General features: G+C 68.5%; 13 protein-coding genes and 1 pseudogene. 2 read left to right on the top strand and 12 right to left on the bottom strand.

Features of this window, described 5'->3' with window-relative positions:
* Positions 1–57 precede the first annotated feature (57 nt).
* The 5 genes from ACH414_RS31470 to ACH414_RS31450 all read right to left on the bottom strand — a co-directional run bounded on the left by ACH414_RS31470 (position 58) and on the right by ACH414_RS31450 (position 6251).
* Complete coding sequence (locus ACH414_RS31470) at positions 58–303, bottom strand: hypothetical protein (RefSeq protein ID WP_398944456.1); 246 nt, start codon at positions 301–303, stop codon at positions 58–60.
* A gap of 264 nt (positions 304–567) precedes the next feature.
* Positions 568–4008, bottom strand: a complete 3441-nt coding sequence (gene fxsT / locus ACH414_RS31465) for an FxSxx-COOH system tetratricopeptide repeat protein (protein ID WP_398944454.1) — start codon at positions 4006–4008, stop codon at positions 568–570.
* 122 nt (positions 4009–4130) lie between these two features.
* Positions 4131–4604: a hypothetical protein gene (locus ACH414_RS31460; RefSeq protein WP_398944452.1), complete on the bottom strand. Its 474-nt coding sequence runs from the start codon at positions 4602–4604 to the stop codon at positions 4131–4133.
* 269 nt (positions 4605–4873) lie between these two features.
* On the bottom strand, positions 4874–5137 hold the full coding sequence (locus tag ACH414_RS31455) for a hypothetical protein (protein WP_398944450.1): 264 nt from the start codon (positions 5135–5137) through the stop codon (positions 4874–4876).
* Positions 5138–5609: 472 nt separating this feature from the next.
* Complete coding sequence (locus ACH414_RS31450; RefSeq protein WP_382544462.1) at positions 5610–6251, bottom strand: TetR/AcrR family transcriptional regulator; 642 nt, start codon at positions 6249–6251, stop codon at positions 5610–5612.
* 164 nt (positions 6252–6415) lie between these two features.
* On the opposite strand from ACH414_RS31450, the gene ACH414_RS31445 reads away from it, so the two are divergent.
* Positions 6416–7204 carry an alpha/beta fold hydrolase gene (locus ACH414_RS31445; protein WP_382544460.1) on the top strand — a complete coding sequence of 263 codons (789 nt, stop codon included), beginning with the start codon at positions 6416–6418 and terminating at the stop codon, positions 7202–7204.
* The gene (locus tag ACH414_RS31440) at positions 7201–7818 is read left to right on the top strand and encodes a dihydrofolate reductase family protein (RefSeq protein ID WP_382544457.1); all 618 of its coding nucleotides are present in this window, start codon (positions 7201–7203) and stop codon (positions 7816–7818) included. Before ACH414_RS31445 ends, ACH414_RS31440 begins: the two co-directional genes overlap by 4 nt.
* On the opposite strand, the pseudogene ACH414_RS31435 reads toward ACH414_RS31440, so the two are convergent.
* From ACH414_RS31435 to ACH414_RS31405, 7 genes and pseudogenes are all read right to left on the bottom strand, one after another.
* Positions 7784–8369, bottom strand: a pseudogene (locus tag ACH414_RS31435) (IS5 family transposase); the annotation flags it as partial. The gene ACH414_RS31440 and the pseudogene ACH414_RS31435 sit on opposite strands and share 35 nt — an antisense overlap.
* A 274-nt stretch (positions 8370–8643) precedes the next feature.
* A complete protein-coding gene (locus ACH414_RS31430) occupies positions 8644–9240 on the bottom strand; it encodes a TetR/AcrR family transcriptional regulator (protein WP_398944447.1) in 597 nt (198 codons plus the stop codon).
* A gap of 35 nt (positions 9241–9275) precedes the next feature.
* Positions 9276–10073 carry a hypothetical protein gene (locus ACH414_RS31425; protein WP_398944446.1) on the bottom strand — a complete coding sequence of 266 codons (798 nt, stop codon included), beginning with the start codon at positions 10071–10073 and terminating at the stop codon, positions 9276–9278.
* Positions 10070–11017 (bottom strand): ABC transporter ATP-binding protein, encoded by a 948-nt coding sequence (locus ACH414_RS31420; RefSeq protein WP_398944445.1) that lies wholly within the window; start codon positions 11015–11017, stop codon positions 10070–10072. Before ACH414_RS31420 ends, ACH414_RS31425 begins: the two co-directional genes overlap by 4 nt.
* A gap of 421 nt (positions 11018–11438) precedes the next feature.
* Complete coding sequence (locus tag ACH414_RS31415; RefSeq protein ID WP_398944516.1) at positions 11439–12167, bottom strand: MMPL family transporter; 729 nt, start codon at positions 12165–12167, stop codon at positions 11439–11441.
* A gap of 50 nt (positions 12168–12217) precedes the next feature.
* Complete coding sequence (locus ACH414_RS31410) at positions 12218–12949, bottom strand: anti-sigma factor (RefSeq protein ID WP_398944443.1); 732 nt, start codon at positions 12947–12949, stop codon at positions 12218–12220.
* A complete protein-coding gene (locus ACH414_RS31405; protein ID WP_386567060.1) occupies positions 12933–13490 on the bottom strand; it encodes an RNA polymerase sigma factor in 558 nt (185 codons plus the stop codon). The genes ACH414_RS31410 and ACH414_RS31405 overlap by 17 nt, the downstream gene beginning before the upstream one ends.
* Positions 13491–13520: the final 30 nt, after the last annotated feature.

The raw sequence follows: 13520 nt of genomic DNA, 5'->3' as shown, positions 1-13520 counted from the left end.
TGCTGACCATCTGACTCGTACGCGGGATGGCCACGGTCAGGCGGCCGCAGCCGTCTCCTAGGGCGCGGCCGTGGTGTCGTCGCACGGTGGCTCGACGAAGTGCTTGTCGAGCTCGGTCTTCCTGTGCGCGGCGACAGCTTGGGAGGTCTGGCTGGTCGGTACGGCCCTGGTGAAGCGCGCCGGCCAGGTGCTGCCGTCGGGCCCGAGGACCGACACCTCGTAGCGGCCGCCGGGCTGCATCTGGGTCTCCGCGCCCTGTGGCAGGCCGATCTCCGCCTCGGCGGGCAGCGTGCCCTTGAACACAGAGAGGGTGCGGACCTGAACGTCTGCAGACCGGCGCCGTCGCCCTTGGCCACGAACGGGCCGCGCTCGACGGCGTCGACCAGGGCGAGGTTCTGCGCGCGGGCCGCCTCGGCCGCGTCGGAAGCGGTCGCCACGCACAGCGACTCCACCTGGACCGTGTCGTCCTGCTGGTAGTAGGCGAGGCCGCCGGTGACCCTGGCGGTGCGCCTCATCGCCGGCGACGCCTCCGCTGTGAGGCACGTACGACACCCTCCTGGCTGAAGCTCAACTCAGCCGCCAGGCGCGGAGTGCGACAGCGGCTTCTCGCGTGTCAGGGTGGTCGATGCCCAGCAGTCGCTCACTGTCGGCGAGCACCCGCTCCTGAACCCCGATCGCCTCACCAGTGCGCCCCGCCAACCAGTAGAAGGCGGCGAGGTGGGCTCGGGCGGTCAGGGTGTCGGCATGGTCGTCACCGAGCAGTCGCTCACTGTCGGCGAGCATCCGCTCCTGGACGTCGATCGCCTCGAGGGTGCGCCCCGCCTGCCAGTAGGAGCCGGCAAGGTCCTGGCGCGCGATCGTGAGGTTGGAATGGGTGGTCTGGGTGTCGGGGTGGTCGTTGCCGAGTAGCCGTTCACTGTCGGCGAGCGCCCGCTCAAGGATCTCGATCGCCTCGAGGGTGCGCCCCGCCTCCCAGTAGGAGGCGCACAGCTTCCCGCGGCCGCCACTGAGGTATGTATGGACGGTCAGGGTGTCAGGGTGGTCGTCGCCGAGTAGCCGTTCACTGTCGGCGAGCGCCCGCTCAAGGATCTCTATTGCTTCGACGGTGCGCCCCGCCTCAGCGTAGGAGCCGACAAGGTCCATCCGCGCAATCGTGAGGTTGGAATGGGAGATCATGGTGAAGCGGTGGTCTTTACCGAGTAGCCGTTCACTGTCGGCGAGCGCCCGCTCCTGGATTTCGATCGCTTCGAGGCTGCGCCCCGCCCGCCAGTAAGAGGCCGACAGATCCACGCGCGCCTTGATCAGGTGGGCATGGGCGGTCAGGGTGTCGGGGTGGTCGTCGCCGAATTGCGCCTCGGTGTCGGTGACCACGCGCTCCAGGATTTCGATCGCGTCCTCATTGCGCCCTGCCCGCAAGTAGGAGTCACCAAGGTTGGCCCGGGCGGTCAGGGTGTCGGCATGGTCGTCACCGAGCAGCCGCTCACGATCGGCGAGCACCCGCTCGCCAATTTCGATCGCCTCGGTGGTGCGCCCTGCCGCAGCGTAGGAGGCGGCAAGATTGGAACGAACATTCACGGTAGCGGGGTCATCGTCGCCGAGCAGGCGCTCACTGTCGGCAAGCGCCCGCTCAAGGATCTCGATCACTTCGATGATGTGACCCGCCTGAGCGTAGGAGACGGCAAGACCCATGCGCGTGTTCGTGAGGTTGGTATGGGCGGCCAGGGCGACGGGGTGGTCACCGCCGAAGAGCCGCTCGCTGTCGGCGAGCACCCGCTCTAAGATCTCGATCGCTTCGGTGGTGCGCCCTGCCGCGGCGTAGGAGGCGGCAAGATTGGATAGGGCGGTCGCGATGCCTGGGTGGTAGTCGCCGGGGCGCTCCTCGACGTGGTTGAGCACACGCTCCAGGATTCCGATCGCGTCCTCATTGCGCCCCGCCTGAGAATATGAGGCGGCAAGATTGGAACGAGCGGCCAGGGTGCTGGGGTGGTCGTCGCCGAGTTGCGCCTCGGTGTCGGCGACCACGCGCTCCAGGATTTCGATCGCGTCCTCACTGCGCCCTGCCCGCAAATAGGAGTCACCAAGGTTGGCCCGGGCGGTCAGCGTGCTGACATGGTTGTGGCCGAGCAGCCGCTCACGAGCGGCGAGCACCCGCTCGCGGATTTCGATCGCCTCGGTGGTGCGCCCTGCCGCAGCGTAGGAGGCGGCAAGATTGGAACGAGCGTTCACGGTACCGAGGTCGTCGTCGCCGAGCAGGCGCTCACTGTCGGCAAGCACCCGCTCCTCGTTTTCGATCGCCTCGTCAATACGCCCCGCCAGCGAATAGGAAACGGCCAGGTTGGCACGAGCGGTCAGGGTCCTGGGGTCGTCGTTGCCGAGCAGACGCGCACTGTCGGAGAGCACGCCCTCCTCGATTTCGATCGCCTCCCCCAGACGCCCCACCAGCGTATAGGACTCAGCAAGGTTGGCACGGGCGGTCAGGGTGCCGACAAGGTCGCCGCCGAGCAGGCGCACACGGTCGCCGAGCACGCTCTCCTCGATTTCGATCGCCTCGCCGATGCGCCCCGCCCGCCGGTAGGAGTCAGCGAGATGGGCACGAGCGGTCACGGCCCTGGGGTGGTGATGACCGAGTAGTCGTTCGCTGTCAGCGGCGAGGCGCTCCCAATAACCAACGGCGGCACCGTACAGGCCGGCGTAGCTGAGGCTGATGCCTGCCGCGAACAAGATCCGGTGAGCGTCCAGCTCCCAGATTGGGTCGCCTGCATGGGTCGCGAGGACAAAGGTGTTGGCGCGCAGCACGGCCATCAGATCGGGCACGGTGTACTCGCGCTGGTGCGCGGGCCAGATCTCATTGAGGGCATCGGCGACGGCGTGGATGGTGGCAAGGGCGTCAGCCTGGGGACTGGTTTCGCGAGCTGCACGCGCGGTCAGGCCGTGCAGGCGCACCGCTCGGGGTCCGTTTCTCGTGTCGCTGGTGAGGAGCCCGTAGTGATGTAGCAGGCGTAGTGCGGCACGAGCTTGGTCGGATGTGACCCGGGCGGGTTCGGTACCGCTGACAGGTGGTGCGGTGCGGTGGGTGGTGAGGTACCGGGTGATGGCGGCGGTGGACCAGAGCTGTTGGGGATGACCATCGGGGTCGAGGTGCGCGGCGATACGCATCGCGGGGGCGGCCAGGCCGACGGGTTCCCGCTGCTGGGCCGCGTCCAGGGCCACGAGCAGAGAGGTGGTGACCCGACGGCCGTAGCCGTCGGTATCGGCGCGTGGCGGCAGCAGTGCGTCCAAGCGAGAGAAGCGGTCGGTGAACAGGCTCAGGTAGTGGGCGCAGTCGACGTCTTCATTGATCATGTACGCGGCAGCGTGAGCGAGTGCCAGCGGGAGCCCGCCAAGTGCCTCAACAAGGTCACCTCCTCGCGCATCGAGGAGATGGGCTGCGTCAGCCGCGGTGAGCCGCTCATTCAGGTAGTCGAGGCCCTCACTGGGGGTGTAGGTGCCGATGTCGACGACGGCCCGACCATTGCCCGATACGAGGGCGTCCCTGCGGCGGGTGGTCACCAGCACCCGGCCATTCGAGCCTGATGGAAGGCGGGGCCACCACGGCCCGGCTCCCTCCACGTCGGTCAGATCGTCCAAGACCACCAGCCACGAATGATCGGTGACCGCCAGCCACTCCAGGAACGCGGCGGCATCGCATTCGCTGTCCTGCCCGTCCGCCCCCGGCACCCCCACACGGTGCGCGGCGTTCGCGTAAGCGGCGGCAATCTGAGGGGTTTCGGCGGCATTGATCCATACCAGGACGTCCACGCCCTCGGCGTGGGCCTGGTGGGCGCAGGCGGCCGCGAGCTGTGACTTGCCGACCCCACCGCCCCCGGAAAGCACCTGCGTGAGTACCACGGTGGCGTGCCGTGCACGCATCTGGTCGATCTTCTCGCGCAGGGTTGCGCGGGGCTGGAACGCGGAGGCCAGCGGCGGAACATTACCCACCCGCACCGGCCGCCACACCGGCGACGGCACTGGTGCAAGGTGGTGCACATGGTGCTCCAGGCGGTCGATGCGCTGAGCTGCAACTCCACCCTCGCGGGCGACGATCGCAGTGCCCGCTTCGAGGTGAGGGGCGGGGGCAGTACCGGGGGCGGTCAGCTCACCTCCGCCCCCGGCGCAGAAGGGTTTTCGATCGTCACGTTACCCATCCGCACTGCAGCCACCGAGTGGTCCCGCGCCTCGATCCGCAGGTCACCACCAACGGCGACACCCTCGCCAACGGCCGAGACGCCTCCATCCGCCTGCTTGACTGACGCCACCAGCTCCCGTAGCCCTGCAGCCACTGCGTCACGGCCGAGACCGTCGGCCCCTTCCAGCAGGTCCAGAAAGCGAGTGCGCCACACGAGAACCTGGTCCCGTGCGGACCCGCCCAGCTCGGTGTCCACGACCTCCGCGGCCGTACGGTCCAGCCGCTCCAAGACCACGGCTGTGGAAGCCTCCTCGGCGCTACCTCGGCCGAACAGCCGGGCCACCCGATCACGGAAGCTGTTCCAAGCATCGGTACCAGCCGCTTGCACTACGGCTGTTCCCGCAGCCGTCGCCAACTCGATCAACTCAGCGTCCACCATGCCCCCGGAAGCTTCCTGGCGAACCCCCCGTCCACCACTCCTACTGGAGCGTACTGCCGACAAACGCCCGCCGCAGTAGATCCGGTCAAGGTCGCTGCTCCCCCGGTCCAGCGGAACGTGTCCTCACCGACGTGCGCGAGCCGGGAGGTATCGCTCCGCGCACCTCCTGCACGCAAGCCGCCAGTCTGGCCGCCGGCGACTCGAAGAGCACGCACTACGTCCGGCCGAATACCGAGGCAGAACCTTACGAACTGGATGCTCCCGAAACCCTAGTTGGGAAGGGGATGGACCACGACGATGCCACGGCGGCCACCGGAACAGAGGCCCGCGAGCGGTTGGCCATCGCTCACACGCGCAGTACATGGGTGCCGGACCTGCCCGTAGCTGACGGTGGTCTCGGGGCAGTTCTCGGCGAGACGGGTCAGCCCGTCGCGCTCGGCGGCGTACTTGCAGCGGTCCGGCGGAACCGGCAGCCAGTCCGCCGGGTCCTTGTCCGCCTTCGACCGGTTGGAGCTGCCCGAGACCGCGATCAACGAGTTCGGCGCACCCTGGTCGTTGGCGTACGCCTCACGATGCTCGGCCGTCCACGCCGCCGCCCCGCTTGGTGGGGAGCGTCATTCCCACCGTGCGGTATTCGAAGCCGTCGGTGAGTCTTCGGCGCAGGCGTCGGACGGGTCCGCACGGTAGCAGGCCGCGACGCGGACTCCCTCGACGCCGCTGTCGCGCAGCATTGCGATGAGGCGCTGGACTGATCCAGGGCCAGCGAGGACCCGCTTACGAGCGCGTCGGGGTGCTGGCGCAGGTGAACCCCGGTGCTGCCGTGAGCGGACGGTGTCATCTCCGTCATCACGTGAATCGCGGCGTCACACGAGAGCCCTGGCAGGAACTCGGTGATCATCCCAGCCAGCTCTCCCCATGCGCGGGGAGCACGGACCGGGGTGGTCACAAGCCCTCGGGACGACGTATACAACTGATCGTTTCAGATTGACACCGGCGCTTGCTCCATCAGGCGGATTGCGCGTCCGGGCTGTAGGCGGCGACGAAGACTCGTACTGCTTCGTCGGCGTAGTGGTCTAGTTCGGCGCGGGTGAAGTGTTCGCCGGAGCCGCAGAACATGACCTTGTTGACCGGGATTGAGGTGATGAGCCACGTGAAGTGGTTGGCCGCGAGCACGGGGTCGTGCAGAGTCAGCAGCTTGCGGTCGGCGAGCCGTCCGAAGCTCTCGGCGAGCAGGGCGTGGACGCGCTCAGGGCCGCGTTCGTAGTACGTGCGCCCGAGTTCGGGGAACCGGTCAGCCTCGGCGATGACCAGCCTTCGCAGTTGGAGCAGGCGAGGCTGAGTGAGGATGGTGACGAACTGCCGGGCGAGTGCCGTCAGGTCCTTCTCCAGGTCCTGCGTGCCGGCCAGCGAACCGGTGACATCGCTGAAGAGTTCGTCGATGCGGTCGAGGCCGCCATGGATGATCTCGGTGAACAGCCGCTGCTTGTCGGTGAAGTTCTTGTAGACGGTCTGCTTGGACACCGAGGCCAGGGCGGCGACCTCGTCCATGCTCGTGCCCGGGTACCCCTTGCTCAGGAACAGCGTGGTGGCCGCTTCCAAGATCGCCTGCCGCTTGAGGGCCGAGCGCCCTGTCGTGTTCGTCTCCATCGTTTCCATCGCCTCCGTGGCCCTCACGGCTTCACGCCTGCACAACCTTCATGGCACTCCGCAAGAGAACAGTACTAGACCGACCAGTACCCAAGTGGGTACTGTACCGTCTAGTTCCGAAGGGGCAGGTGACCTCGCCTGCGGGTATGAGCGGAGGAAGACCCATGGACAAGGTGTTCTCGCACGACGGCACTGCCATCGCCTACGAACGGACCGGGCAGGGACCGGCCCTGGTGCTCGTCGGCGGTGCCTTTCAGCGGCGGGGAGACTTCGGGGAACTTCCCGAGCTGCTCGCCGGGCACTTCAGCGTCATCACCTACGACCGCCGCGGCCGGGGCGACAGCGGCGACACTGCCCCGTACGACGTCCAGCGCGAGGTCGAGGACCTCGACGCGCTGATCCAGCTCGCCGGCGGAACCGCGTTCGTCCACGGCATGTCCTCGGGAGCCGTCCTGGCACTGGAGGCAGCGGTGCGGGGCAGCGCGGTCTCCCGGCTGTCGGTGTACGAGCCGCCCTTCGTCGTCGACGACAGCCGCCCGCCCCTCCCCGCGGACTACCTCGCCCACCTGAGCACGCTCGTGAAGGACGGCTCACGCGGAGACGCGGTCGCTTACTTCCTGACCCGGGCCGTCGGCGTCCCGGCCGACGTGGTGGCCGGGATGCGTCACGCGCCGTTTTGGGCGGACATGGAGGCCGTCGCCCACACGCTTCCCTACGACGGCGCGGTCATGGGCGACACCATGTCCGGGCGCCCGCTGCCGACCGGACGATGGACCGCCCTGGGCGACCGGCTCCTCGTAATGGACGGCGGCGCGAGCGACAACTGGATCCGCAACGGCGCCCGCGCTCTGCCCGGTCTGCACCGCACGCTCGACGGCCAGGACCACGGCGTCGACCCGCACGTCCTCGCCCCGGCCCTGATCGACTTCTTCACCACCGGGGAGACGGCGTGAGCAAGGTCTTCGCCAGCCTGGGCATGTCCCTGGACGGCTTCATCGCAGGCCCGGAAGCAGGCCCCGACAACCCTCTCGGGAACGGCGGGCTCCGCATCCACGCATGGGTGGAGGACGTCGAGGCCTGGCGGGAACGCCAGAGCATGGCAGGCGGCCAGATCAACGCGGACGACGACATCGTGCGAGAGAACTTCGACCGCGCCGGGGCGTACATCATGGGGCGCCGTATGTTCGACGAGGGCGAGCGGGGATGGCCCGACCCGCCACCGTTCCGTGCCCCGGTCTTCGTCCTGACCGGCACGCCCCGGCAACCCTGGGTCCGGCAGGGCGGCACCACCTTCACCTTCGTCACCGAAGGCGCCGAATCCGCCCTGGCCCAGGCCCGCGAGGCCGCAGCCGGCAAGGACGTGCAGATATCCGGCGGCGCCCACACCGTGCGCCAGTTCCTCGATGCCGGCCTGGTCGACGAGCTCCAGATCCACCTGGCGCCCATCGTGCTGGGCAAGGGAGTCCGTCTCTTCGACGATGTCTCGCCCGACCTTGCTCTCGAACCCACCCGCGCGATCCACTCGCCCGGCGTCACCCACCTGACGTACCAGGTTGTGCGGTCCTGACCGCGCGGAGGCGCCTCAAACAAACGATGCTGCAAACAAGTTCGAGCAGACCCATATGCAGATCTGCTCGCACTTCGTATCGGATGCGCAGGCGCTTGAACTGGTGCAACCAGGCAAAAGTACGCTCGACCACCCACCGTGTCTTGCCCAGACCAGAGCCATGCGGGGCACCACGTCGGGCGGTCTTCGGGGTGACTCCCCGACTGCGCAGAATTCGACGGTACTTGTTGAAGTCGTCACCGCGATCGGCGAACAGACGACGGGGACGGTTACGGGGACGACCGCGCAGACCGCGGATGCGGGGAATGGCATCGAGCGACGGCACCGGCTGGGTGACGTCGTGCCGGTTCCCTCCTGTCAGCGACACTGCGAGAGGAGTGCCGCGCCGATCGACAATCTCATGGTGCTTGCTGCCAGAACAGCCCCGGTCGACCGGCGACGCCCGGTGTGGAGCCCCCTTTGAGTGCCCGGACATACGAGCCGTCAATAGCGCAGTCGTCCATCTCCAGGAGACCCGCTGCCCGCAGTTCGGTCAGCAGCGCGTCGTGCAGCCCGCGTAGCCATCGCCCCAGGTGGGAGTAGTCGTACCCCTTGTCGCCGTGGCCGCACGAGTCACGGTCCCCACCATCCGACCATGATCAACCAATCCCGGGCTCGGCATCTCAGCGGTTACCGAGCCCGAGCTCGGGCGCCGAAGTCGCACTGTGGCACGGGGCAGGGGGGAACGAACCGCCAGTGCGACCGGGGCGAGCCTCTGTCGAGCACGCACGGCTTCGACGAGTTCTTTTGGAGCCCGATACCACCTCGACGCGGAGTGTCGTCGTCTTAGCGCGGTGGGGGCGCGAGGCCCTTGAGGACGATGTCGACCGTGTCGGCGATGCCGGGCAAGGAGGGGAGGGCGTCCTGTCCGGATGGCAGGGGCGGGTTCAGGGCCATGCCGAACAGCAGGGCGAGCAGGACGACGGCGCCGTGGTCGGGGTCGGCGTCGGCTCGCAAGCGGCCGCGCTTCTGTTCGGCGCGCAGGTACTCGGCGAGCCGTCCCGGGGGGCCCGGTAGGGCGCCGGGGGGCGGCGCTACGCGGGCGAGTTCGGGGTCGGTGAGGATGGCCAGTTCGAGAGGGAGGATGTCGGCGCGCAGGGTGGCGAGGTGGGTGAGGCAGTCGGTGAGATTGGCCTTGACGGTTGCCGTACCGGCACGTGCGGGCAGGGTGTCGACCCAGTCGACGACATGCTGGTTCTGCTGCAGGACGGCTTCGGCGAAGAGGGTGGCCTTGTCGGGGAAGTGCCGGTAGAGGGTGCCTTCGGCGACGCCGGCTGCTTGCGCGATGGCGCGGGTGGTGGTCTTGGCGTAGCCGAGTTCGCTGACGAGCCGGATGGTGGTGTCGACGAGTTTGGTCCGTGTGGCGGTACCGCGCGAGGTCATGGCACTTCCCCTTCGAGGTGTGTGACGGGCTGGGGTCAGTCGGTGATGTCGCGGCGCTTGAAGACGGTGAGCGCGACGCCCAAGCCTAGAAGGGTGTAGAGGGCTCCGAGTGTCAGGGCGGTGCCGTAGGGGATGCTGCTGGTGCCGCCCTGGGCGAGCGCGCTGAGGGTGGCTCCGGGAGTCCAGTCGGCGATGGTGTCGAGGGCGGCGGTGATGACCGCTTCGACGACCAGGACGTAGCCGACGCCGACGGAGATGGAGATGGCCGCGGAGCGGGTGACCAGGGCCAGCACCAGTCCGATGACACCCCAGACGAGCAGGGTGGCGAACAGGTTGAACCACGCGCCGGCCAGGGTCGGCAGGACGTCCTGCCCCCAGGCGGAGACGTCGAGGTCCGCGCTCCGCGCCGCCACGGGGGCGATGAGCAGGTTGGCGATCAGCGCCACCGTCGTGACGGCGGCCGTCCACAGGGACAGGGCACCTACCTTGCCGAGCAGCAGCCTGACGCGGTCGGGCTGTGCGGAGGCGGTCAGACGGATCAGGCCGCTGCTGTAGTCACCGGCCGTCACGATCGCCCAGAACGACAGGGCGACGACCCCGTACATGCTGGCGGCCGAGGACAGGCCCGCCGTGATGCCGTCGGCGGCCTGCCACTGGTCGAGCGTAGGGAAGGACACCCCCGGGGCGCCTTCCGGCTGAGCCTGGGAGGAGCCGACGACCTGCGCCATCACCATGTTGATCATGGCGGTGAACAGGATCGTCAGGCCGAACCAGCCGAGGACGACGCCCTTGCGCCGGGTCCGCAGAAGCTCGCTGCGCACTGCGTTGATCATGACGCCTTCCGTTCCGCAGCCGCGGCCCGGGCTGCCGTGAGGTCCTGGTCGCTGCTGCCGGTCATCTCGAGGAAGATCTCCTCCAGGCTGCCGCGCACCGGGGTCATCGACTTGAGGGTGATGCCCCCGCGGGCGGCACTCCGGTTGAGCTCGGCACCCCTGCGTTCGTCGGCCGAGACGCTGAGCCGCCCATCGGGCATGTGCTCGACCTGCCAGCCGTCCGCCGACAGCAGCGCGTGCAGGGGCGCGGCGTCCTGTTCGTGCTCCGCCGCGATCTCGATCCGTCGCCCCGCGCGGGCGAGCAGGTCGGTGACGGGGCCGGAGTAGACCAGGTGGCCGAAGCGGATGACGACCAGGAAGTCGCAGACCGTCTCGATCTCGGCGAGGAGATGCGAGGAGACGATGACGGTCCGGCCCGCCCGCGCCAGATCCGCCAGCAGTCCGCGGATCTCGACGATGCCCGACGGATCGAGCCCGTTGGTGGGCTCGTCCAGGATCAGCAGTTCCGGATCGGGCAGGAGAGCCGCGGCGATGCCCAGACGCTGCTTCATGCCCAGCGAGAAACGCTTGACGGGTTCGGCGTCCCGACCGGTCAGACCGACGGTCTGGAGCACCTCGTCCACTCGGGACGCGGGCAGGCCCCGCAGCCTGGCCAGCGACATGAGGTTCGCTCTCGCCGACAGGCCGGGCACGAAGGCCGGACTCTCCACCAGAGCGCCGACCCGGTGCAGGTAGCGGCTGGGCTCGCTGATCGGCTCGTCCAGCACCTCGGCCGTTCCCGACGTCGGCGCGATCAGGCCGAGCAGCATACGGATGAGGGTCGACTTACCCGACCCGTTCGGGCCCACCAGGCCGATCACCCCCGCCCGCGGGAGCTCCAACGTCAGTCCCTCCAGGGCTGTGACCTCACCGAAACGGCGGGCGAGTCCTGCCGTCTTGATCACACTCATCATTCCTCCAAAGCGTGTGAGCGCTCACTCACATGGTGGGGCGAAGGAACTCGGCTGTCAATCAGGGGGGTGTGGTGAGCCGGTCCGCGGCGAACGGCGGGTCGATCGGGAGCTGTTTCGTTCCGGGCTCGGCACCGGCTGGTGAAGTGAGGGGTCTTGCGACCGCTGCCCTGCTGGCCGGTGTGGCGGGCCTCGCTCCACTCGACGCTCTGGACCCCGCGACGATCGCGAAGTGGCGCTGCTCCGGCTCGCACCAGGGGTTCATTCCGTTCGGATGGCCGCCGGGTTCGCTGTCGGCGCCTACCTGACGGTTCTCGGACCGGGGGTGCTCGTCTACACGGGTGCCGACGTAGCCGCGGACACCGTCGGCGTCGGTCTCACACGATGAGCGGAACGCGCCACAGGATCGGCCTCGCTAGGTGATCAGGAGGAGGACCGCTACGACCGAGGCGGTGGCGAGAAGCAGGTTGGTGTCGGCGCCGTCGAAGACTGAGGAGATGTCGGCGCGGTAGGCCGGCCCGCCGGTGACCCGTGCCTGCGGTGGCGCGGCGAGGAACGTGAGGCGGCCTGCCGGATCTGGTCGATCTTCTTTGAGTTCTCGCCGCCGCCGGTCTCGGGGGGGGGGTAGCAGGACGGGCACGGCGACCGCTGCCTTGTCGACTGTCTGCGGGCGTGAGACCTCGGGGGCGAGGCCGAGGGCGCCGAACGGCTTGAAGCGTTCTGCGATCTCAGCCGCGAGGAGGAGGGCGGTGGTGGCGATCCACAGCTGCCGGGGGCGGGTGCCGACCCGGTGAGCCACGCGGCGCCAGATCCCGTGACCGCCGGTCCCGGTCCCGGCGTCGGCCCACTTCGGCTCGGCGGGCCGGAAGGCGGCCCTGCCCAGGAGGGCGAGCACGGCGGGGAGGAAGGTGAGGGTGGTGAGGACGGCACAGACCACGCCGATCGCGCCGACGGGTCCGAGTGCCCTGTTGTCGGTCAGCTCGCTCAGGGGCAGGGCGAGCAGACCGAGCGCGACGGTGGCGGCGCCGGCGGTGATCGCTGCGGACGATCCCCTGGTGGCGGCCCAGGCGGCCGCCACGCGCTCTCTGGTGACGGCGAGTTCCTCGGGGAACCGCGTTCGCGTGAAGTGAGATCCGTCAAGCAGCGGATGACCGACCCCGTCCGCGTGCGCGGGCGAGTCGTCTGCGGGGTCGATCAGCCCTCGTAGGTTCCTCGCACGATGCTGTCGCCGGAGTGATCGGGTTTGCCGTTGTAGGGCTGGACGGAGACGTCCACGACGGAGTACTCGCGGAGGTCGATGTTGTCGGGGACGGGCAACGTGGCACGGCCGTCGGGTCCCAGCACGCCCATGGAGACGAGTTTGGTGTGGCTGTTGTCCATGAGCCATACCTCGAAGTAGCCGCTGTTCCGGGGCAGACCCTTGACAGTGATCTCCAGTGATCGCCGGCCGCCACGGTCGGTAAGGCTGGCGAAGCCGGTCGAGCTGGCACGGAGCGACTGAAGGGACTTGCCCTCGGCAACGACGGGCGCGGTGGAGGAGGCGCTGTGGGTCGCCCACCAGGTGAGCGCGCTTCCCGCCGCGGCGCCAAGGAGTGCCGTGCAGGCAGCGAGAGCGACAGCGAAGCGCCCGACGCGCCGAGACGCCGTGGGAATCGGCGCACTCACTGGTGCGGACTGCTGCGAAGGGGGTGACGGGTTGGTCTCATCCGGGATGCGCAGTTCCGTGGCGATGGAATCCCACAGGTCGTCCGGCGGCGTGAGGAGGTCACCGTCTGCTGAGGGGGTGCGCAGGGTGGTGACGGCACGGCGCAGAGTGTCGAAGTCGAGGCTGCATGCCTCGCATTCGCGCAGGTGGAGATGGACCGAGGGGTCGGTCTCCTCTCCGAGCGCCATCATCGTCAGGGTTTCTTCATCGGTGTGCTCCACCGTCCACCTCCAACCTCTTCTTCAGACGCATGAGACCGCGCCGTGTGTGGGTTTTCACCGTTCCGAGCGGGAGTCCGGTGCGCGCGGCGATCTGTGACTGTGACAGGTCCTCGTAGAAGGCCATCCTGAGCACGAGTTGCTGTTGCTCGGTAAGGCTCTCGAGCTCTCGCGTCAGCACGACGTAGTTCACTACGGACTCCGTGGCGGGTGCCGACTGCTCGGCGATGCCCGTGACCGAGGTGAGTGCTTCGATGTCGCGTTGGTTGCGTGAGCGGCGAGTGAGCGCGTCGGCGATCTTCTTGTGAGTGATGCCAAGGAGCCAGGTCTTCAGTGACCCGCGCTGCGGGTCGAAGGTCTTGCGGCTGTTCCAGGCTCCGACGAAAACCTGCTGGGTGACGTCCTTGGCCTCCTCGGCGTCCCCGAGCTTCCGCGAGGCGACGGTGTAGACCAGTGCGCCCCAGCGGCGGTACGCCTCTCTGAGGCAGGGTTCGTCGCCATCGGCGAACCCCTGGCCCAGTCTCTCGTCAGGCACGGTGGTCACGGTGGCGACACTAGCGGCAAGGACTTGCAG

The sequence above is a fragment of the Streptomyces sp. NPDC020422 genome (assembly GCF_044386705.1).
Classification (GTDB): domain Bacteria; phylum Actinomycetota; class Actinomycetes; order Streptomycetales; family Streptomycetaceae; genus Streptomyces.
This window is presented reverse-complemented; position numbering and strand designations above follow the sequence as displayed.